This window comes from Prevotella falsenii DSM 22864 = JCM 15124 (assembly GCF_000613945.1).
Classification (GTDB): domain Bacteria; phylum Bacteroidota; class Bacteroidia; order Bacteroidales; family Bacteroidaceae; genus Prevotella; species Prevotella falsenii.
In genome coordinates this window covers 53,006-74,805 of sequence record NZ_BAJY01000014.1, presented here as the reverse complement: position 1 = coordinate 74,805, position 21,800 = coordinate 53,006, and the positions used below count along the sequence as shown (strand labels likewise).

General features: G+C 45.1%; 18 protein-coding genes and 1 tRNA gene. 12 read left to right on the top strand and 7 right to left on the bottom strand.

The features are described 5' to 3' along the window. Positions 1-166: 166 nt before the first annotated feature. The 5 genes from rsfS (at position 167) to JCM15124_RS06975 (ending at position 7,470) form a co-directional block, all read left to right on the top strand. A complete protein-coding gene (rsfS, locus tag JCM15124_RS06995) occupies positions 167-526 on the top strand; it encodes a ribosome silencing factor (RefSeq protein ID WP_024998845.1) in 360 nt (119 codons plus the stop codon). A gap of 51 nt (positions 527-577) precedes the next feature. Beyond that, a complete protein-coding gene (ftsH, locus tag JCM15124_RS06990; protein WP_024998844.1) occupies positions 578-2,644 on the top strand; it encodes an ATP-dependent zinc metalloprotease FtsH in 2,067 nt (688 codons plus the stop codon). Between the two features lie 6 nt (positions 2,645-2,650). After that, positions 2,651-3,514: a phosphatidate cytidylyltransferase gene (locus tag JCM15124_RS06985; protein WP_024998843.1), complete on the top strand. Its 864-nt coding sequence runs from the start codon at positions 2,651-2,653 to the stop codon at positions 3,512-3,514. Positions 3,515-3,694: 180 nt separating this feature from the next. Beyond that, positions 3,695-4,570 carry a hypothetical protein gene (locus JCM15124_RS06980; protein ID WP_024998842.1) on the top strand — a complete coding sequence of 292 codons (876 nt, stop codon included), beginning with the start codon at positions 3,695-3,697 and terminating at the stop codon, positions 4,568-4,570. Between the two features lie 545 nt (positions 4,571-5,115). Further along, the gene (locus tag JCM15124_RS06975) at positions 5,116-7,470 is read left to right on the top strand and encodes a TonB-dependent receptor (protein WP_024998841.1); all 2,355 of its coding nucleotides are present in this window, start codon (positions 5,116-5,118) and stop codon (positions 7,468-7,470) included. A 47-nt stretch (positions 7,471-7,517) separates the two neighbouring features. On the opposite strand, the gene JCM15124_RS06970 is transcribed toward JCM15124_RS06975, so the two are convergent. Continuing rightward, positions 7,518-7,712, bottom strand: a complete 195-nt coding sequence (locus tag JCM15124_RS06970; protein WP_024998840.1) for a hypothetical protein — start codon at positions 7,710-7,712, stop codon at positions 7,518-7,520. Positions 7,713-7,800: 88 nt separating this feature from the next. Here JCM15124_RS06970 and JCM15124_RS15895 point away from each other — a divergent pair, with 88 nt between their 5' ends. The 4 genes from JCM15124_RS15895 to JCM15124_RS15890 all read left to right on the top strand — a co-directional run bounded on the left by JCM15124_RS15895 (position 7,801) and on the right by JCM15124_RS15890 (position 10,193). After that, complete coding sequence (locus tag JCM15124_RS15895; RefSeq protein WP_156930687.1) at positions 7,801-8,061, top strand: hypothetical protein; 261 nt, start codon at positions 7,801-7,803, stop codon at positions 8,059-8,061. Positions 8,062-8,117: 56 nt separating this feature from the next. After that, positions 8,118-8,930 carry a hypothetical protein gene (locus JCM15124_RS06960; protein WP_024998838.1) on the top strand — a complete coding sequence of 271 codons (813 nt, stop codon included), beginning with the start codon at positions 8,118-8,120 and terminating at the stop codon, positions 8,928-8,930. Between the two features lie 559 nt (positions 8,931-9,489). After that, positions 9,490-9,915: an HU family DNA-binding protein gene (locus JCM15124_RS06955; protein WP_024998837.1), complete on the top strand. Its 426-nt coding sequence runs from the start codon at positions 9,490-9,492 to the stop codon at positions 9,913-9,915. Positions 9,916-9,950: 35 nt separating this feature from the next. Beyond that, positions 9,951-10,193 carry a hypothetical protein gene (locus JCM15124_RS15890; protein WP_156930686.1) on the top strand — a complete coding sequence of 81 codons (243 nt, stop codon included), beginning with the start codon at positions 9,951-9,953 and terminating at the stop codon, positions 10,191-10,193. On the opposite strand, the gene JCM15124_RS16570 is transcribed toward JCM15124_RS15890, so the two are convergent. From JCM15124_RS16570 to JCM15124_RS06925, 6 genes are all read right to left on the bottom strand, one after another. Continuing rightward, a complete protein-coding gene (locus tag JCM15124_RS16570) occupies positions 10,188-12,155 on the bottom strand; it encodes a hypothetical protein (protein ID WP_232220116.1) in 1,968 nt (655 codons plus the stop codon). The genes JCM15124_RS15890 and JCM15124_RS16570 overlap by 6 nt on opposite strands. Then, positions 12,086-13,411, bottom strand: a complete 1,326-nt coding sequence (locus JCM15124_RS16565) for a hypothetical protein (protein ID WP_232220115.1) — start codon at positions 13,409-13,411, stop codon at positions 12,086-12,088. Before JCM15124_RS16565 ends, JCM15124_RS16570 begins: the two co-directional genes overlap by 70 nt. Further along, on the bottom strand, positions 13,408-15,879 hold the full coding sequence (locus tag JCM15124_RS06940; RefSeq protein ID WP_024998836.1) for an OmpA family protein: 2,472 nt from the start codon (positions 15,877-15,879) through the stop codon (positions 13,408-13,410). The genes JCM15124_RS16565 and JCM15124_RS06940 overlap by 4 nt, the downstream gene beginning before the upstream one ends. Before the next feature lie 10 nt (positions 15,880-15,889). Then, complete coding sequence (locus tag JCM15124_RS06935; protein WP_024998835.1) at positions 15,890-16,444, bottom strand: DUF3575 domain-containing protein; 555 nt, start codon at positions 16,442-16,444, stop codon at positions 15,890-15,892. Further along, on the bottom strand, positions 16,441-17,373 hold the full coding sequence (locus tag JCM15124_RS06930; RefSeq protein ID WP_024998834.1) for a DUF3575 domain-containing protein: 933 nt from the start codon (positions 17,371-17,373) through the stop codon (positions 16,441-16,443). Before JCM15124_RS06930 ends, JCM15124_RS06935 begins: the two co-directional genes overlap by 4 nt. 74 nt (positions 17,374-17,447) lie before the next feature. Then, a tRNA-Leu gene (locus JCM15124_RS06925) sits at positions 17,448-17,529 on the bottom strand. A gap of 584 nt (positions 17,530-18,113) precedes the next feature. Between JCM15124_RS06925 and JCM15124_RS06915 the strand changes: the two genes are divergently transcribed. The 3 genes from JCM15124_RS06915 (at position 18,114) to JCM15124_RS06905 (ending at position 21,774) form a co-directional block, all read left to right on the top strand. Next, the gene (locus JCM15124_RS06915) at positions 18,114-19,457 is read left to right on the top strand and encodes a TolC family protein (protein ID WP_024998833.1); all 1,344 of its coding nucleotides are present in this window, start codon (positions 18,114-18,116) and stop codon (positions 19,455-19,457) included. A 43-nt stretch (positions 19,458-19,500) separates the two neighbouring features. Further along, entirely contained in the window at positions 19,501-20,805 is a 1,305-nt protein-coding gene (locus JCM15124_RS06910) for an efflux RND transporter periplasmic adaptor subunit (RefSeq protein WP_024998832.1), read from the top strand. Between the two features lie 132 nt (positions 20,806-20,937). Then, on the top strand, positions 20,938-21,774 hold the full coding sequence (locus JCM15124_RS06905; protein WP_024998831.1) for an ABC transporter ATP-binding protein: 837 nt from the start codon (positions 20,938-20,940) through the stop codon (positions 21,772-21,774). Positions 21,775-21,800 lie beyond the last annotated feature (26 nt).

Genomic DNA, 21,800 nt, shown 5'->3' with positions numbered 1-21,800 from the left:
CCACGCCAAAGTACGAGTTTTACAAACATTATTCGTAATATTGCACTTGCTGGTTGACTCTTTACGTTTTTTACGATTGTTTTAAATTCGCAAAATAAAACAAATTTATTTTGTCCTTCAACGCATTTGCAGTATCTTTGTACCTTAATAAAACAAAGTATTTTTAATGAACGCAGAAAAGAAATTAGTAGAAACAATTGTAGAAGGAATACAAGAGAAGAAAGGACATGGCATAGTTATTGCAGATTTATCAAAGATTGATGGTACTATCTGCAAGTATTTCGTGATATGCCATGGCAATTCTCCGCAACAAGTGGAAGCCATTGCAGGGTCGGTAAGCGACTATGTTCGCGAATGCAACGGAGAAAAACCTATCAACTGTGTCGGACTCGGCAGCAATCAGTGGGTGGCAATAGACTACGCCGATGTGCTTGTGCATATCTTTATTCCGGAAACAAGAGAGTATTACGACCTTGAACATCTGTGGGAAGATGCTGCATTAACGCAAATCGCTGACTTAGACTAAGACTGTTGCCACGTAGTAAACAGTTTTATTTATCTTTATCAAATGAATTAAATGGACAATCAAAATCCAAACAACAAGCCGAAAATGCCAAAGTTCAATATGAACTGGTTGTATGTTATGGCACTTATTTTTGCCGTGCTCTTCTTCTCGACGAAGGGTATGGAAAGTATGTTTTCAGATGGCGAAAGCACGAAAAAAGAATATACTACTTTTGTGAACTACATTAATAAGGGGTATGCCACACGTGTTGTCATCAACAAGAAGGAAAGCACGCTCCGTATGTATGTCAGTCCCGACCACGTGCGCGATATATTCAAGAAAGGCGTAGACCAAGTTGGTAAGTCGCCTTATATCACGGTGGAAATCGGTTCGATAGACAATCTTGAAACCTTCTTGAATGCTGCTGTCAAGCAAAAGAAGATTTCGGGTTTTAGTTATGAGAATAAGGACGAACACGGTTTTACCAATGTAATTATCGGATTGTTGCCTTGGATTCTTATTATTGGCTTCTGGTTCTACATCATGCGGCGTATGAACGGCGGTGCAGGCAGTGGCGGTGGTATGTTCAGCGTGGGCAAATCGAAAGCCAAGATATACGAAAAGGGAGGCGAAATAGGCGTTACCTTTAAAGATGTAGCCGGTCAGGAAGGAGCAAAACAAGAAGTGCAAGAGATTGTAGAGTTCTTGAAAAACCCTAAGAAATACACCGAGTTGGGTGGTAAGATACCCAAGGGCGCATTGCTTGTAGGTCCTCCGGGAACCGGTAAGACGTTGCTGGCAAAGGCGGTAGCGGGCGAAGCAGGTGCTCCGTTCTTTTCTATGAGTGGTTCCGACTTTGTCGAAATGTTCGTGGGTGTAGGTGCAAGCCGTGTTCGCGATGCATTCCGACAAGCCAAAGAGAAAGCACCGTCTATCATATTCATCGACGAAATAGATGCAGTAGGGCGTGCTCGCTCGAAAAATCCATCTATGGGAGGCAACGACGAACGCGAGAATACGCTGAATGCGCTGCTCACAGAGATGGACGGATTTGGTACAAACAGTGGCGTTATCGTGTTGGCAGCTACAAACCGTGTAGATATGCTCGACAAAGCACTGCTTCGTGCAGGACGTTTCGACCGACAAATCCATGTCGATTTGCCCGACTTGCCCGAGCGTAAAGCCATCTTCCAAGTACATTTACGCCCATTGAAATTGGAGAAAGACCTCGATATAGACCTTCTTGCACGTCAGACTCCGGGTTTCTCGGGTGCCGATATTGCCAACGTATGCAACGAAGCGGCGTTGATTGCGGCTCGCCACAACAAACCGGCTGTGGGCAGACAGGATTTCTTAGATGCGGTAGACCGTATTATTGGCGGTTTGGAGAAGAAGACGAAGATACTTACGGCAAGCGAAAAGCGCACCATAGCCCTTCACGAAGCCGGGCATGCCACCATCAGTTGGTTCTGCGAACACGCCAATCCGTTGGTGAAAGTGAGCATTGTACCACGTGGTCAGGCACTCGGTGCTGCATGGTATCTGCCCGAAGAACGCCCTATTACGACCAAAGAGCAGATGCTCGACGAAATGTGCTCGCTTCTTGGTGGACGCGCAGCAGAAGAACTCTTCACCGGACATATATCAACGGGAGCGATGAACGACCTTGAACGTGCCACAAAGAGCGCGTTCGGAATGATAGCTTACGCAGGTATGAGCGATAAGCTACCCAATATTTGCTACTACAATAACGACCCCGGATTTCAGAAGCCATATTCGGAAACGACAGGAAAAATCATTGATGAGGAAGTTCTGAAGATGGTGAACGAGCAGTACGACCGTGCGAAAGCAATACTGACAGAGCACAGCGAAGGACATGCCAGATTGGCACAGCTGCTTGTTGAACGTGAAGTGATAATGGCAGAGGACGTGGAAGAAATATTCGGCAAACGTCCTTGGGTAAGCCGCACATTGGAATTGATGGAGGCAGAAGAGAATGCAAAGTTGTCGCTCGATGCTATGCCCGACAGCGTGAAGCAGGCACAGGCAGAGCACGAAGCAGCTGTAAGACATACAAAAGTGGGCGATAAAGCAAATGCGGAAACCGCCGAAGGAGATGTTAAAACTAAAAAGCGATAGAGCACAATGACAGATAAGCAGAAGAACTTCGTAACACGTGCCATTACAGGCGTACTCTTTGTGGGTGTTATGGTGGCGGGCTTTATGGCACCGCACTATATGATAGTGCTTTTTGCCATCATCACAGGTTTGACTTTGTGGGAATACACCGGGCTGGTGTCGCAAATCGAAGGCGTCAGCGTAAATCGTTTTATATCTGTTGTGGCAGGTGTCTATTTCTTTGTTGCATTGGCAGGATTGCGGTTGGGATATGTGAAAGACTTCAGCGTGTTTGTTCCTTACATTCTTACGATAGTTTATCTCATCATTGCAGAATTGTATTTGAAGAACGAAAACCCAATCGGCAACTGGGCGTACACCATGCTGGGGCAGATGTATATTGCGTTGCCTTTCTCTTTGATTAATGTTTTGGCTTTCCAACACGACGGCGAAGGCAACATAATGGCTGATATGCTGTTGCCTTTGAGTATCTTTATATTCTTGTGGACAAACGATACAGGTGCGTATTGTGCCGGTTCGCTCTTTGGCAAACACAAACTCTTTCCACGCATCAGTCCTGCAAAGAGTTGGGAAGGTAGCATCGGTGGTGGCATTTTTGTTATTGCCGTGGCTGTGCTGATAGGCTATCTCACCGAGAACCCGGCAGCACCAAATGCGCTGACCATTCCTCAGTGGGTGGGGCTTGGTATAGTTGTGGCAGTCTTCGGCACATGGGGCGACCTCGTGGAAAGTCTGTTTAAACGCACGCTTGGCATAAAGGACAGCGGAAACATACTTCCCGGACACGGCGGAATGCTCGACCGTTTCGACTCTTCGCTTATGGCTATTCCTGCCGCAGTGGTTTATCTTTATGTGCTCACGTTGATTTAAAAGATATAGTTAGCACACACTTGTAAAGCCGAAAGGAGCAAAGCAACGAACAATGGTTGCTTTGCTCCTTTTTATTTGCTGTTTCTCCCTCTATCTCTTGCTGTTCTTGGAAAAAAGGATTATATTTGCAAGCGATAGCCTAACAAGTGATTCTATTTAAACTATAAAAATAAAAAAACTATGAACAAACGAGTATTATGTTCGCTCATTCTCGCAATGATGGCGACGATGTGGGCAGGTATGGCGCAGGCAGAGACCAAGTATGATTTCAAGATTGCCGGCGTAACAGTAACTTCAGACAACTGTGGCGACCTTTCTGTAATTGATGGAGTAACGGGCACCGTAAAGTACGAGGACGCCACCAAGACGCTTACTCTCGAGAATGCTAACATTCGCTGTAAGGCAGAAGGTATCAGCGGTTCCGGCATCTACACCTCTTCCAAGGAATTGAATATCCGCCTTGTCGGCAACAACACCATTGCATCGGAGAATGGTGTGGGTATTTGGAACGAACGAGACGGAGTAATTACGTTTACGGGTAATGGCAAACTTACTGTAAACGGTTCTACCACAGCAGCTGTGAGCAACTACCGGAAAGGAATTTTCAGCAAAGGTACAATCACCGTGAGCAACTGCACTTTGGAAGTAGTTGCAGGCGAATACGGACTGTGCGGTGGCTACTGGAAATTTGACCATTGCGTTGTGCGCGCCAAAGGTGATGGCAGCAGCAATGATGAGTATGCAGGTAGCATAGGCTGGATATGGGAAGAGCCGGAGTTCGTTGGCTGTGCCGTTGTTTCTCCCGCAGGAGAATACTGGAAAGAGTTTCAGAAGGGCGAAAACGCTTACTTCTCTCTCTTCGACGTAGACAACAAGATTGTAACCGATTGGGTAGTGATTGCAGACCCAACAGCAGGCATCGAGGCTGTAAACCCCGATATGGCAGAGCAGAAGTGTGGCAACTACACCTTGCAGGGTGTTCGCCTTTCCGACAATTTCGAGAGTCTGCCAACAGGCGTGTACATCGTGAACGGCAAGAAAGTGGTGAAGAAGTAGAAACCTACCAACCTTCTGCGCATCGCAGACGGAATGCGGAAGACTGTTTGATTGCAGGTGCATAGCACCGCCGGCTTCCACGCATTTATAAAATCCGAAAGGAGCAAAGCAACGAACAATGGTTGTTTTGCTCCTTTTTTATTTGCTGTTTTTGCTTTGAAAGTCGGTACTATAATTCATTGTATATCGCACCATAATGAATTTTTATACTTATGACAATCGATTATCATACCGATGACAATGCATTATCATACCGATGACAATGAATTATCATACCGATGACAATGAATTATCATACTGATGATAATGGATTATTATACTGATACCAATTGTATTTTATATTGATGAACACGGAAAATCTTTCAGATACTTTTGCCATTCTTGAGATACACCGTTCTGCTAAAATCCTAAATTTTAGGTATTGTACGAATAGACGAACAGGCATACCTTTGCATTGTGAAAATATATCAAGAGAATAGGTTGCACACACAAGTATAGGTTCACAATACTTCAGTATAAAATTAATTATTAAAAAAAAAGACGAAATGAAAGAACAGTACATGAAAGCCCTTAGTGGGTTGAAACCAATAATGATTATTATGATGCTGGCACTGCTGCCGATAGGAGTAAGTGCCAACGAAGAGTTGAAAACAAATGCAAACATCGTAGGGCACGTAACAGACAAAGTTAGCGGCGAGCCGATGGCGCATGTGGCAGTGCAGGTTGAAGGCACAATGATGGTCAGTGTTACCAACGCGGAGGGGTATTATCATTTGGAAGACTTGCCGCTTGGCAAACAGACGATAGAGGCTCGCACTACGGGATACCGCGCTGCGAAACAGACGATTAAAGTGGAGAAGAATGCAAAGCTGACAATAGACTTTGTATTGGAAAGAGACGAAATATCGTTGGACGAAGTTGTGGTGTCGTCAAATCGCAGTGTATCGTTGCGACGCAATGCGCCAACGCTGGTGAATGTGATAGATACACGTACGTTCAACATAACCAACTCTATGTGTCTGGCGCAAGGTTTGAACTTTCAGCCCGGTGTGCGCACCGAAGACAATTGCGCCAACTGTGGCTTTTCGCAAGTGCGCATCAATGGTTTAGACGGGCATTATTCGCAGATACTTATCGACTCCCGCCCCGTGTTTTCAGCCTTGCAGGGCGTTTATGGTTTGGAGCAAATTCCTGCCAACATGATAGAGCGTGTGGAAGTGGTGCGGGGTGGAGGCTCGGCATTGTATGGCTCATCGGCAATAGGCGGAACTATCAACATTATCACGAAAGAACCATTGAGCAATTATGCCGAGTTGGCACATACGTTTACTGCCTACCAAGGCGGAAAGACATTCGATAACAACACCACGGTGAACACTTCCATCGTGTCGAACAACAATAAAGCGGGCTTCTCGGTGTATGGGCAGAGCCATAATCGCGGCGGTTACGACAGAGACCAAGATGGGTTTACCGACCTTCCGAAACTAATCAACAAGACCATTGGAATGGGGGCTTTCTTGCGATTGAACAACTATTCCAAGTTGAAACTGCAATACCACGCCTTGAACGAATATCGCCGTGGAGGAAACAACTTGCATTTGCCTGTACACGAATCGAATATTGCAGAAAAACTCGACCATAATATCAATGGCGGTTCGCTGAGCTACGACCTTTTCACGCCTAACGGATTAAACCATTTTACGGCTTACACTTCGTTTCAAACAGTATCGCGCGACAGCTATTATGGCGGCACGGGAGACGGTTCGGAAGAAAGTAAGGCAGAGGCTTTGAAGGCTTACAGCAAGACACACGACACGAACGTAATGGGCGGTATGCAGTTTGTTCATAACTTCGGACATCTGCTTTTTATGCCTGCCCACTTTACTTTGGGTGCCGAATACACCTACGATGCACTGAAAGACCATGCACTCGGCTACGATGTCATTACCCGACAAACCGTGCGAACAGGTAGCTTGTTTCTGCAAAACGAATGGAAAGACGAACATTGGGGCATACTTCTGGGCGGTCGTTTCGATAAACACAATCTCATAAACCATCTTATTTTCAGTCCGCGTGCAAACCTGCGCTTCAACGTAACAGACAATGTCCATCTGCGTTTAACCTATGCAGGCGGTTTCCGTGCACCACAAACATTCGACGAAGATTTACATACGAGCATGGCAGGCGGCGAACGCATAAAGACCTATTTGGCAAAAGGCTTGAAAGAAGAACGCTCCAACAGTTTGAGTTTTTCAGCCGATATGTACTATAACTTCGGTAGTGTACAGACCAACTTCTTGGTGGAAGCCTTCTATACACACCTGAATAACGTGTTCGCACAACGTGTGTTGAAAGAACGAGACGAGAATGGCATTCGTATTCTTGAACGTTTCAACGCCAATCAAGCAACGGTTTGGGGTATGAATGCAGAGGGAAAGGCTGTGTTCTCTAAATGGTTCTCCTTGCAAAGCGGACTCACGGTGCAGCGCAGCGAATACAAGGACGCTGTGGAATGGGACGAAGACGCACCTGCCGAAAAGAAGTTTTTGCGTACACCGAACGTATATGGTTACTTCACGATGCAGTCGTCGCCCGCCAAGCGTTTGTCTATCGCCCTTTCAGGCAACTACAATGGGCGCATGCTCGTAGGACATGCAGCAGGCTCGGGAGTAGAAAAGCCTGTGGCAGTGCACACGCCTTCGTTCTTCACATTGAGTTTAAAAGCAAGTTACGACTTCGATATTTACAAGCAAGTAAAGGCACAGCTCAATGCGGGCATACAGAATATAGGCAATGTTTATCAGCGCGATTTAGACAAAGGTTGGAACCGCGATGCTTCCTATATCTATGGTCCGTCGCTCCCACGCTGTTTCTATGTAGGATTGAAGTTGATGTATTAATCCCCAATCGTTCATTAGGGCGCATTTGCTTATCTTTGTTATTACCGTCATGCTTCCTTACCGGTTTCGTCCGCTTGCCGGCATCTGCGCCGCCATTCCATCTCGCCGTAGCCCGCTACGCCTTCGATGAAATGCCGGCACATCTGCTTGACAATCGAACAAAACCGGTCAAGGACGCTAATGACCGATTGAGGATTAAGGAATTTATTTCCGCTGACGGGCATATTAATATGTTTCAACATTTTTCTCTATTTCTTGTATTTGTCGAAAAAAAGATTTACATTTGCAAGCGATAGCCTAACAAATGATAACCGTTTAAGCCCGAATACGATGAAACCATTAGCGGAAAACATCTTGGCAAACCTTTATACAGTGCACCGAAACAATGGTGCAGGTATGCTTTATGCGCAGGCTGTTCGCTGCTTTCGTCCGTTTGGAAATCTCCGTTTGAGCGACTTGATGGTTTCCGTACCATTGTTACATCTCGCATTTTCAATCGAAACAATCTTACGAATGCTCTGTCCGCATCTCCGATATAAGGAGATGCAGGCGGAGCATTCTGCATTTCCGCCCCTCCATACATTAGGGTAGGGCAACTCCCGGCAAGACAAATCATCTTAATTATTCATCATTTAAAATAAAAGATTATGAAAAGAAAAACATTACTTTCATTTATTCTCGTCGCAATGGCGACCATGTGGACAAGCACAACACAAGCCCAAGAGTATTACGACCTTACAATTGCGCTTACACAAGTAACCTCTCGAAACTGCAAGGACCTGTCTTTTATCAGCGGTGTGAGTGGCACGGTGAAGTACGACAATGCTACCAAGACCCTCACGCTGCAGAATGCAACCATCACGGCAGATGGTTACAAAAATGCCATTTCTTCTAAAATCGATGGCTTGATAATCAAGGTTATCGGTACCAACAGACTGATTTCGCAAACCAATTCTACTATTTTATACGAAAACTCGCTGACCATTACGGGTGGAGGTTCGCTTTCTCTGGAATGCCAGAAGAACTGTCCTATCTATGCAAATAAAGGCAACCTCACCATCGACGACTGCACCGTGAATGCCAAAGGTAAAGAATACGGTATCGCAGGATTTAACGGTGAGACCGAGAATTTCACCATTAAGAATGCTACGGTAACAGCCGAAGGAACGGAAAGAGGTTCTATCTGCGACTTTGCCACGCTCACACTGATAGGCTGCAAAATTACTCAGCCTTCGGGAGCTGCGTTCGACCCATCGATGCACTGTGTGGCTTTGAACGGAGAGAAAGTAACGAGCAAGGTCGTAATCACCAAAGAAACAACGAACATTGAGGCTCCAACTGTAAACGCTACGGCTGCACAAGGCGTCTACACCCTTAGCGGCGTGCGTGTATCTGACGAACTAAAAGACTTGCCTAAGGGTATCTACATCGTGAACGGCAAGAAAGTGGTGAAGCAATAAAAAGCAATTAACTTCCGCACTCTTACCGGATACGGAACACCGCTTATCATTATGATATGCCGTTTTCCGAATAATAACACACTGCTCCTGTTTTGAAACAGGAACAGCACAGCGCATAACGAAAGCCACTGCAACGAAACTTTGTTGCAGTGGCTTCCTTTTTTTCCTTTTCTTTCTTGCTTTTACAACATATAATTGCCTTTCCCCGATGATTAGCTAATCAAGGTAAAACGTGAATAGTAACATCAAGAAAGGTCTGCCAAACCTCTTGTTTTTGAAATTCTTTACACGTAAAGAAATATTTATTTACACGTAAAGAAATTATTATTTACACGTAGAAAAATATTTATTTACGTGTAAATAATTTGTAGAATTGTATTTAACGTGAGTCAAGAACGTGTGTTTCAGGGAATTGAGACCTACTTTTGTAAGTTGATAAACAATGTATTGAGCAGCAATAAAATAAAAAAATGGTTTTCTTAATCTAATTGGAGAATTATTAGAGAATTTTATGTAAGTTTGCAAATGAAATAGAATATAACCAATAAGACATAATTTTATGGCAATAAGTATCAGGCTACAACAAAGTAAGTTTAAAGAAGCCAACCGTGGCGGTAAATGGCACGCACGGGTGGTGAGCAGTGGTGAGACTTCGACAGCCGACCTTGCGGCAGCTATTCAAGCAAGTACATCGTTTACACGAGGCGAGGTTACGGGCATTATTATGGCGTTGGTAGACGAAATTAGTTATAACCTAAGTCTTGGCAATACCGTTGTGCTCGACGGATTAGGACGGTTTCATCTGACGGTGGAAAGCGAACCGGTAGAGAACAGAGAAGATTTTGACATTAAAAAGAACGTGAAGGGTGTGAAGTGCAAGTTTTTGCCGGCGAGCCGACGTAACCCTAAGACTCGGAAAAGCACGCAAGATTTTGCTTCGGGCGTGCAAGTGGTGTGGGCTGACCCTGAAGACGAGGAAGATTAAACCCCAATCTGTCATTCGGCCGCATTTGCTTATCTTTGTTATTACCGTTATGCTTCCTTGCCGGTTTCGTCCGCTTGCCGGCATCTGCGCCGCCATTCCATCTCGCCGTAGCCCGCTACGCCTTCAATGAAATGCCGGCACATCTGCTCGACAATCAAGCAAAACCGGTCAAGCACTCTAATGACAGATTTGGGTTAATTCAGACTTCAGCGATATACAAAAAGGAGCGAATGCCGTTGTTGCATTCGCTCCTTTCGTATATTCCGGTAGTTCTATAAGTTGTACATTAAACCGAAATTGATGCAGTTTAATGCTGTGATTTTGCCCATAAGGTTTGTTCCCGGCAACAGACTTTCTTGCCCCAAGAAACCCATTAGATAAATGTTGTGGTTGTAGAAAGCCGAGATATGCTTTGATATTTGTCGGTTTACGGTCATACCTAAGTTAATGGCACCGTCCTTGTTGTGTTCTTTATTGGTCTGAATACCGATTGCAGGACCGGCGTACAAGGCTACGTTCCATAGACGGTTAGGGTTGTATCCGCGGAAGTAGGAGAGGAGGTCGAGTTGGAAGTTGGCTGCAACGAAAGCAATGTTGGGCTTCTCTTCGTAGAAAGAAGCGTTGTTGTTTTCGATGTAGGCATACTTAATGTTGTCCATAACGTATTCCAAACCAAGCCGAACGGCTGTTATCTCGTTCAGTCTATACCCTGCAAATGCGGCAAGATTGAGCTTTGCTCCGTCGTTTTTAAAGCGGTGTTTGGTGAGCAAGATGTTCCAACCGCCACCAACGGCACCAAACCATCGCATTGGTTTCTTTGCTGCATAAGACGTCATATCGGCATCTTCGTAGCGGGCAATGCGGTTGAGCGGCACGGTTAAACCTATGCGAACAGAGAACGAATTGCCCAACTTCAGCGGTTTGCTGCCTGTTTCCTTCGTCCTGTATAGCGTGTTTCCCGCCTCGTTTATATACACACTGTTGTGTATGTTGAGCGCAGAATACATCGGTTCGATATTCAAACGGAGGTCGCGACTGAGGCGTGTCCATAGTTGCAGACCAAGACGGAAGCCGCTGACCGTAATTCTTGACCCCTTGATGGTATGCTCTGCATCGTTCAGAACGAGCCAACCGTTCTGATAACCTGCAAGAAGGTTGGCACCAACAAGCGAATGCCGGTTGTAGTTCTTGCTCAGTCCCAACGGATTGATGAGTACATCTCCGGCTATTGTGCCCAAACCTATGGCGTGGTGAATATCTTCTGTTTGACTTTTTACGGTGTGAGTAGTTGTCATATCTACACCTTTTGCCATATTCAGACCAATGCGTGCGCCAAGGAACGAGTTTGCCCACCAGCCTAACGAAAGTTGCATGGAAGTGCCCCACGAGTATTTTCCCTTGCTTGGAAGCATAGGGTAGTTGGCGTAGCCATATCCGTAATCGAGGAAGAAACGGTGTCTTCCCGATGAGGGCGCGTTTCGCCAAGGCAGGTTCTTGATGGTGTTGATGAAACCATTGAGATGATATTGCGCACCAAATGCGAGCACGTTCGACACTGCTCCGGGGGTGGTGTAAATCTGATTGGAGTCGTAATGGCTGCTCGGCATCCAATAAATGGTGTGGCTGTAGAACAGAGAAAGGTAGGGGAGGACGCGGTATGAAATCATTCCGCCAACGTTTGCTCCGACATCTGCTTTCTTTCCGTGTTCGCTTAACACCAACGAAGGTCCGCCATAGAGATTTACACCCCATCGTCTGCTTGGACGATAGCCCGCCATTGCGTTGAGTATGTTAAGCTGATAGTCGGCAGATATGAATGTGTTCTTGTAAGTGAATTTGCTGAAATCGCCACTACGGCTTTGTTGCCAAATAGGATTGGCAATGTAGTCTACCATAAGTTTTGCCCCGTGGTACATATTAAAGTTGTAGCCGGCAAAGCCATTGAAGTTCAATAATAGCCCGCGCGACTTATCGGTATAACGCCATTTGTTGATAGTGGTGTTCCAACCAAGACCTCCACCCATGAAGAAACCTCTTTCGGGTAGGTCGTCTTTCACAGGGTTAAGGTCGTAATTCCGTTGCAATTTATTTCGGAAGAGCACGGCTAAGCCTAATTTAAAGTCGGCTTGGTCGTATCTTACACGTCCGTCGGAGCGGTCGAAGTGCTCCATTAAGATATAGCTTGGTTCGAAGGTAAGGCGCAAGTCGTTTGTAAGTTTTGCCCAAAGCTGTGCTCCCAATCGGTATCCGGCGTATCTTCACCTGTTTTACCGTTGGTGTCGGCGTGCACTAATTGTAGCTGTCCCATTTCGTAGCCGCCGAAAAGGTTCACACCCACAGCACTGTCCCAATTGTAGTGGCGTGTAAAGCCGAAGGGATTGAGCATCGCATCAAAGAATATACCCAACTTTCCAAGTAGCGATGTTGTTTGGCCGGCTTTTGTCCACGGTGCGTTTGTGATGTTTACACCACTTCGCACACCGATGGCAGACGACAGCCATTGCCCGATGCTCGTACTGACGCTGTAACCAAGCGTTTCGCTCATCTTCAGGTTCGTTAAACGATAGTAGGCAGAACCTATGCTGTATTCAAAGAACCAAGGACGTCGCCACCGTAGCATTGCAGGGTCTTCGAGGAACAGACGTTCGCCTGCAGCAAAGCGTTTCTTGAAGTCGCCTGCATTGTTTTGTGACGACATATTGTTGTAGAAGTACCAAATGTAGGATAGGTTTACACCGTAACCGATACCAAAGCGGTTGAATTTGGTGGCTTTGTCCAAGTCGATACCCTCTGTACCGGCCATGATATAAGGCTCGATGGCAATTGCTGCATGAGTTCCTGCAAGGAATTTGAACTGTAAACCCGTGTGAATGTTGTAGGAAACAGCCTTTTCCTTCATGGTTTTTGCAACGTCAGAACCGTTGTATTTTGTTAGCTGCGAATGCTGAATACCCATTCCAAGAATACCCGAAACACTTAAAGGACGGTCGGGGCGATAGCCCAAAAGATAGTTCGAGAAGTTGAAAAGATAGTCGGCATTGGCACGCATTGTCCAATTTACATTTGCTTCGCCACTGATGTAGCCAAGCTCTCCACCTATTCCGACTCTGAAAGTGCTCATCGGACTGAGGTCTTTACCCAATCGAAGACGAAGTCCGGCTTGTGTTGTCAGGTGGTAATTATTGTTACTTGGGTAGAACACGGCACCGGCCCCGAAGTCTAAGAATGTATGTTTGCCAAAGTTTCCCTTCGCCCATCTGTCGCCTTGGTAACGGTGTCGGTCGTCAAGACTGTAATTCAGCGCATTGAAATCGTTCTGTTTCCGAAAGCCATAATAGGTAGTGTCGGCTTTCACGGTGATACCTTCAGCTGTCATTCTCTCCTCCAAGTCGCTCAAATCTCTAACCAAAGTGTCGGTAGGTTGGCTTATTGGAGCTTGTGCCTGAAGGGTTATTATCGTAAAAAATGCTATTATAAGGGACGCTATCTTCTTCATTCCTTACCCTCCTCTGTTGGTAAATTGGTTGTTTGTGCGTTGCTGTCGCTGTCCTCTTCGTTTGTTTCTGTATAGCCGTCGGGAACTTCCTGCTTTCCTGCAGCAATCATTAAGTCAGTGAATTTCTGTCTGTATTGCTCTGCTTTCTTTTCGTCGTAAGGGTTTCTTTTTCTTATATCGTCGGGTATGTTAGCGTCTGAATTGTAGAAACCCTTGTATTGTGGCTTCATATCGAAGCAGTGTTGAAAGTATGCCAAGAAAGCCGGAGTGGTGTTGTCGGTCATTCGTAGCGCAACATCAGCACCGTATTTTGTTGTTAATGCCATAAAGTCGTCGTCGCTCATTTCAGGCTTTCCGGCTTCAATAACGCCTTTCATGTACCACTTTTTTGCGCTGTTGTCGGGCAAGGAATCTATCAGTGGCTCCAGCTCCTCGTAGGTTTTACCCAATTCAGATGCCAGCTCAAAGCTCAGTATGGCATAGTTTTCTGCGTTCGATGCCATTACATAGCTTAATGCTTCCTTTGCACGGCGGTCCTCATCGGCAGTCTTTCCTTGTTTGAAGAACAGTGTTTCCAAGTCGGTAAACATCTTTATGTCCTTGTATTCGTCGGTGTTTGGCAACTTGTTTGCAAGGTGATAAGCCTCGCCGAGCTTCATGTTTTTGAAGTACATAATGGCTTGATTGGCAATTATTTCTCGCCTGTTCACCGTGTAACGGTATTCGTTGTCGAAAGAAATAGGGCGTGAAATCTCCAAGCCGGCCTTCATATCTACAAACGGTGCGAGGATAGTTAAGTCGATAGAATCGCTTTCAATTGCATAACAAGCCATGCGGTTTGCCACATAAGCAGCAAACGGACTGTATTGCATTGTTCGGCGTGTTTTAATCTCATTCCACGCACGATAGGTCAGCTTGCGTAGTTCTACGGAATCCTTTATTTGCGTGAAGAGGTTATAATAGTCGCCATTCGAGAACACACTCTTGCCACCTTTTTGGTAGTCTTTATCGTTATAGTAAGTCCATAATGCTTCTTGAGGGTCGAGCACTTTATTCTGTCTTAATGTATAAGTGCAACGCATTAAACGTTGATTTTGCAGAATTTCCTGAACAACAGGCAGAGCTTGCATCTCACGCAAACCGCTTGCATTGTTATTGAAAGCATAGTTGCGCAGCGTATTCGACTCTGTTTCCAAGTTACGTGCCTTCAATGAATCAGCTACATCGAACCAAGTGTAAACCAATGGTTCTTTTACTTCGAGCCCGGCACTTGATATTTGTCCGCCAATTATAGACAACGCTTTCTTTGCACGCGTATTTGCTAACTTCGTATTAGATGCAACATTGCCTTCGGGCGATGCTGTTCCCTGAACCGTGAAGTTCATCAAGGCGCGACCATAGGAACGAAGTTCTTTCACGAGTTGTTCGAGATGTTGCTGATTCGATGCGTCGGAAGTAAGCTCATCTTTGCCCACAACAAATGTAAGTTGCAAGTCGCGGGGCACTTCTCTTAGTTGTGCTCTGGCTTGTTCGTAGTATTGAGGCGTTAGCTTAATCTGCTTCATAGCCATTGAAACATCAAGCAGCTTCCAAGGTTTGCGTGTGTTGCAAGTTCCGTTTTTCGACTTATCCTCAAAGTAAATATGTGTGTAATCCTCCAATCTTAATACCGAACCCCATTTGTAACTTTTGTTTGGATTGGGTTTCGGATAGGTTGCTTCCCAACGAAAGGCGAACGCATCGTTGGTTGTAGGTTGGTCTTCAATGAAGTAATTGTGCAGCGAGTCGTTGCGATTATAGTCGAAACTCTTTCTTCTGATTTGATTTTTGTGGAACTTTTTGCCTTCAAACACCAATGGTTCGAGATACTGTATGGTGTCTTCTTCTTCACAATTGATAACGATGGGCTGGAAAATAAGGCGCGAATGGTCCTTTGTGTACCACTCAGGGAGCTTTACCGTAACGTCCCAATGTAAGTTTGGACCATCGTCGATAGGCTTCATCTCTACAATATTAGCTCCCACGTGTTTGGCTGTTACAATAGTATTGGCAAGCAGAACGGTTTTTGTTCCACCCGTAAATACAATGTCGTATTGTAAACTTGAGCCGATATTCACCACCTTTACTTCCCCTTCGTTTATCACCATGAGTGCACCTTTGGCAGAAACATCTGCCTCGAAGTGTCCATCGTAGTCGGGTGTTACGGTTGCGTTGCTTCTTATTGTAACCTCTTGACTAAAGTCTTTGCTTTTATTTCTATATATTGCAGCCTGCTTGTTGGCTTCGTTTCGGTTGTCGAAAATATAGACAGGAACGGATAAGGGTACCTTGTTGGTTTTGCCTCCGTCGAACGACTTCATGTTTTTATAAACGCTACCTGTTACGTGCATTACTTGCGCGCGTGTCGTACTCACATAAGCGAGTAGTAAGAATAGAATGACAAGGTAACGGTTTATGCTTAATTTCATCTTGTTTCCTTTATCTTAATATGTATGAAAGCGTGATACCAATTTTGGTTGGCAGTATTTCGTAACCCGTATATCCGCCTTCCATATTTATTCCTGAAGGTGTTTCCAAATTGGGTAGTCCGTCGGTTGTTTTCTTTTGATGGAATACTACCAAGCCAAAGCCTGCGTGCGCATCAATCGTCCAACGTTCGGAAAGCGATGCAACATAGCCGAATGTCAAGCCTGCACCTACTGCAAGACCATCGTAGCGTGTGTCTTTCCACTTCGTGTTGTAGTCTATTGCCAATGCGCTAACGCCTACAAAGTGGTGGTACATAGGGCGTCCTCCGAAATAGTAGCGGTATTCAGGCTGCACACCTATTACCTTCATATCCTTGTGCCAATAGGGTTTATTGTTGGCAAATACGCTCAAACCCAATGTAGAACGATTTCCTATTGTCATTTCTGCACCAATATTATAGGTTTGCAGTGCCATCATTGCCACATCGGTATTTATCGAAATGGCTTGACCGTGTGCCATTGTTGCAGCCATTATGCTTAGGAAAGCTATGAATATTCTTTTCATTTCTTGGCTCCTTTCTTCTTTTTCTCTGCCTCTCTTGCCACTTTTTCCTCTGCCTTAGTTGCTTGTTTCTTGGCTTTTTCGTATTCTTTGAGTCGCTTGTTGCGTGCCCGTTCTATGTGTTTAGCTCTCTTTCTTTCTTCTTTTGCAATGCGCAGCGTATCCTTGGTGTAAGCCTTGTTAGCCAATTCTATACGATATGCCTCGTCTACAACTTGGCGTTTCTTGTATCGGTTTGCCACTTTCGTACCGAAATGATAGGTCAGCCCTACCTTTACAACATCGGTCGAAACAGCATAAAGCAATGGAGCGAACGTTAGCTTGTAGCCATTTTGTGGTGTTACGGTTGTGTAAACGTGCTGATTGTTGATTACATCACGGCGATATTCGTCGTATTTCGCAAACACTACACCTGCGTTTATGCCAAGGTCGAGGTCGAGGCTTGCACCGTTCCGATAGCCATATAGCTGTGTAACAGTGCCTATCGTAAGTCCTCCGGTGAAAGCATTTCCCTTCTTTCCTATTTCGGAAAACTTGATATTAAACTTGTTTGCACCGCCATATACGCCCCAATAGAACACACGGCGCGGATTCTTTCCGTGCCAATATTTGCGTAGTTCTACTTTGCCGTCGTAGATGTCGTACACATTATAATTAAGGTCTTTGGTTTTTGTATTCCAGTTTATTCTTCCTGAAACACCAAGTGTCCATTTGTTCCAACTTTTGTTACCCAAAGTGTATTCTAAGCCGAAATTAGGAGTTAGCGTAACCCAATCCACGGCATTGGTACGCAAACTGATTCGTTCACCAAATTTCAAGTTGTCTACTTTGCTATAATAAAGTGCAGAACTCTGCCCATAGGTTGCCACAAGCATTGGGTTGGCAAATAGTGCCGCTACCAATGTGAGTAAGCATTTCTTTAAATAAGTCATAACTCTTAAGAAGTAAGTACTGTTAGTGGAGTTATCCTCTTTTAAGTGAAAAATACCCTCAGTAAAAGGAAAAGTGCGCTTGACAGGAATCGAACCTGCACGATGGAAATCACCAGATCCTAAGTCTGGCGCGTCTACCAATTCCGCCACAAGCGCATTAGTGGGTGCAAAGATACGCTAACTTTCGTTAAAGACCAAATTATTTATCTTATTTTTCTTGCATAATGTTCTTCTTTTTTATTTTCGGCTTATAATAAAGGCTTTGTTATAAACCATTTTTGATTGTACTTCATAATCGTTTATCAGAGCATTTAGAGTTGCAGTGTAGTAGTTGGAAATAATCAATAGAAAGCTAAAACCTTATGTTTTAATGACCGGTTTGGAACAAAAAGAAGACAATAATACCGTAAACATTTTTCGCAAGAATGTCTCTTGTGTAACTCGCTTGTTATCAATGCGTTGCAAAACCTATTGTTTTGCGTTCCAAAACCGTAGGTTTTGCACGGTAAAAGCGTAGGTTTTGCGTTGCAAAACAGCCGCTTTCGCAACGCAAAAGCGATTATATCACTTTTTAACAGAATATTCTTTACAAAACCGGAGGAATTTCAACACAAATCGGTTATTGAACAAACTGAATTCGGAACATGATTTATAAATCCTAATTTTTCACAAAAAATCGTTTCAATAGCATCTTTTTTTGTTTTTATTTTTCTATCTTTGCATAGGTAAAAAGATTAAATATGAGCAAGGTAAAGATTTTATTCTTATTGGCTTTAGGCTTCTGTCTGCTGTCGGTTACACAGGTTGAGGCTCGCAAATGGACGCTTCAGGAGTGCATAGACTATGCTTTGGCGCATAATGTTACGCTCCGGCAGAATATTCTTACGAAAGCATCAGCCTACGAGAGTGTGCTTCAGTCGCAGGCAGAATTATTTCCATCGGTCAGTGCCTCCACTTCGCAGAACATGTCTTATACACCGTTCCCGCAGGCAGGGCGCGCTACGGTTGCCAATGGCTACGTGGAGAACAGCATTGACAAAGTATATTACAATGGAATGTATGCCATCAACTTCAACTGGACCATTTGGAATGGCAACCAAAATCGCATGAAGATTAGGCAGAACAAACTTACCGAACAGCAGGCTGCCATCGATTCAGCCATTACAGCCAATTCTATTCAGGAGCAGATAGCACAGATTTATATTCAAATTCTCTATACTGCCGAGGCTATTAAGGTGAACCAACAGAGCTTGGAATGGAGCAAGGAAAACGAGGAAAGAGGTAAGACGATGGTTGATGTGGGTACTTTCAGTAAGGCAGACCTTTCGCAACTTACTGCCCAACGTGCCGGCGATGAGTACAACGTTGTGGCACAACAGAGCAATCTTCGCAACTATACTCGTCAGCTGAAACAGCTTTTGGAAATAACAGACGATGATTTTGAGGTCGCCATACCGGACCAATTAGACGGTGATGCACTGGCTGAAATACCGGTATTACAAGTTGTTTATGAACGTGCTTTGACCTCTCGTCCGGAGATGAAAGGGCGTCAATTGGCGGTGGAAGCAGGGGAATTGAGCATCAAACAAGCCAAGGCGCAGCACCTTCCTACCATCGGACTTAATGGCGGAGTGTCGTCGAACGTTACTACGATGAGCAGTAATGCCTATGGAACACAGCTGAAGAACAATTTTGCAGGGGCGATTGGCGTAACGGTTAATATACCCATTTTGGACCAACGGCAGACCCGTACGGCAGTAAACAAGGCTCGTATCAGTTTGGAAAGCAGTCAGCTCGCCTTACAGAACCAGCGCACTCAGCTCTATTCGACAATTGAAAACTACTGGATTCAGGCAAGTATAAATCAGGCAAAGTATAAGTCGGCAGTAGTCAATTCGGAGAGTCAGCAGACCAGTTATGAGATGCTTTCCGAACAATTCCGCCTTGGATTGAAGAACATCGTGGAACTTCGAGAAGGTATGAACAACTTAATTACTGCCCGGCAAAATGAATTGCAGAGCAAGTATCTTACGCTATACAACCTTCAAATGTTGAACTTTTATGAGAATGGACAGGTGAAATAACAATGCAAACACATTGTCCTTTAACTCCCAATAATAAAGATATATGAAAAAGAAAATCAGTAAAGTATGGATTCTCGTAGGTGCGATAGTCATCGTTGCCATAGCTGCTTTCTTCCTTACGAGGGGCGGTGATACGGAAAAAGTGTCGTTTGAGACCGCTGCTGTCGGTGAGGCAAATATCCAAAACAGCGTTACGGCAACCGGTACCATAGAGGCTGTAACCACAGTAACGGTAGGTACGCAGGTTTCCGGTATTGTCAATCATCTCTATGTCGATTACAATTCTGTTGTCAAGAAAGGGCAAGTGATTGCCGAACTTGATAAAACCAATTTGCTCAGCCAGCTCAATTCAGCCAAAGCAGCACTTGCCGGTGCCAAGGCAAACGTAGCCAGTGCGCAGGACAACGTAGTGAAAGTGCAGGCTGACCTACGCAGTGCCGAGGCAAACATCGGTTATCAGCGAGCTAACTTCAACCGTTATACCACACTTCACAACAAGGGACTCATCAGTGCGACTGACTATGAGAATGCCCGCCTTGCCTATCAGCAGGCTGAAGCCTCTGTTGCTGCTTGCCGTCAGCAGGTGGCGCAGGCGCAGGCACAAGTGGTAACGGCACGCCAACAGGTGGCTCAATCGCAGGAACAAGTTAATCAGGCGCAGACCAATTTAGGCTATGCTACCATTACTTCGCCTATTGATGGTGTGGTTATTTCAAAGAGTGTGGAAGAAGGACAGACTGTTGCTGCCAGCTTCAGTACGCCGGAACTCTTTACCATTGCCAAGGATTTGACCAATATGCGTGTTATTGCCGATGTCGATGAAGCCGACATCGGCGATGTGAGAACGGGCGAACGTGTGTCTTTTACCGTTGATGCTTACCCTGACGACACCTTCTCCGGGACGGTAACACAGGTGCGCCAAAAGGCTACTACAACCAATAATGTCGTTACTTACGAAGTGGTTATCAGTGCTTCCAATGCTGATTTGAAACTGAAACCGGGCTTGACAGCCAACGTTACCATTTACACACAGGAGCGCACGGGCGTACTCAGTGTCCTTAGTAAGGCTCTCCGCTTCACACCAACGAAGGAGACTATTGGCAAACAATATACCATTCAAGACATTGCGAACGCCAAGAACAAGGTGTGGACGCTTGAAGGTAACGTTGTCAAAGCTCACCGTGTAAGCATCGGTATGACAGATGGCAATCACACCGAAATACTCTCCGGAATTGCTAAAGGTAAGAAAGTCATCACCGGTTTGTCTGTTTCGACTTCGGATAATGACAGCGATGACGATAACAGTGAGCGCAGTCCGTTTGCACCGGGACCGAGAAAGAAGAACTAAGACCTCCCGATTTCGAAGAAAAGGAGCGTCTGATGGAAGTCGATAAAAGAACTCTTTTAATCTTTGCGGGCACTTATCTCTCGCTTATCATCGTCTGAAACTTCTCTTTTTCAAGACCAAAACAGAAATAAAATGTCAGAAATAACAGCAAACAAGCATATTAATTCTTCCTCTCTTCAGGAGGATAATGATGGCAATTCTCACTCTGTCGAGAGAAAAGAAAGCGGTAAAGTCGTTATCCAACTCGACAAAGTGGAGCGTGAATTTGTGGTAGGTGAAGAGATTGTTCATGCTCTCCGCGGTGTTTCCTTCAAGATATACGAGGGCGAGTTTGTAACCATTATGGGTAAATCAGGTTCCGGAAAGTCCACATTGCTGAATCAATTGGGTTGTCTTGACACACCCACTAAAGGCGAATATTACCTTGACGGAGTTTCTGTCCGCACAATGTCGAAGGCACAGCGAGCCGTTCTCCGTAATCGTAAGATAGGCTTTATCTTTCAGAACTATAACCTCTTGCCGAAGACTACCAGTGTTGAGAACGTGGAACTCCCGTTGATGTACAACACCGAGGTTACTGCAAAAGAACGCTTCGAGCGTGCCGTAGAGGCATTAAAGTCTGTCGGGTTAGGCGAGCGGCTGTATCACAAGTCCAATCAGATGTCGGGCGGACAGATGCAACGAGTTGCCATTGCCCGTGCCTTGGTGAATAATCCGGCGGTTATTCTCGCCGATGAGGCAACGGGTAATCTTGACACACGCACCTCTTTTGAGATTCTTGTCCTCTTTCAAAAGCTCCATGCGGAAGGCAGGACGATTATCTTCGTAACCCATAACCCCGACATTGCCAATTACTCCAGCCGTAATATACAACTTCGCGATGGCAGGGTGATAGCCGACGACTATAACCATAATATCCTGTCGGCAGCAGAAGGGTTGGCTGCTTTGCCCAAAAACAGTGATGAATAAACATGGAAGTTAAGGAAATAAAAGGG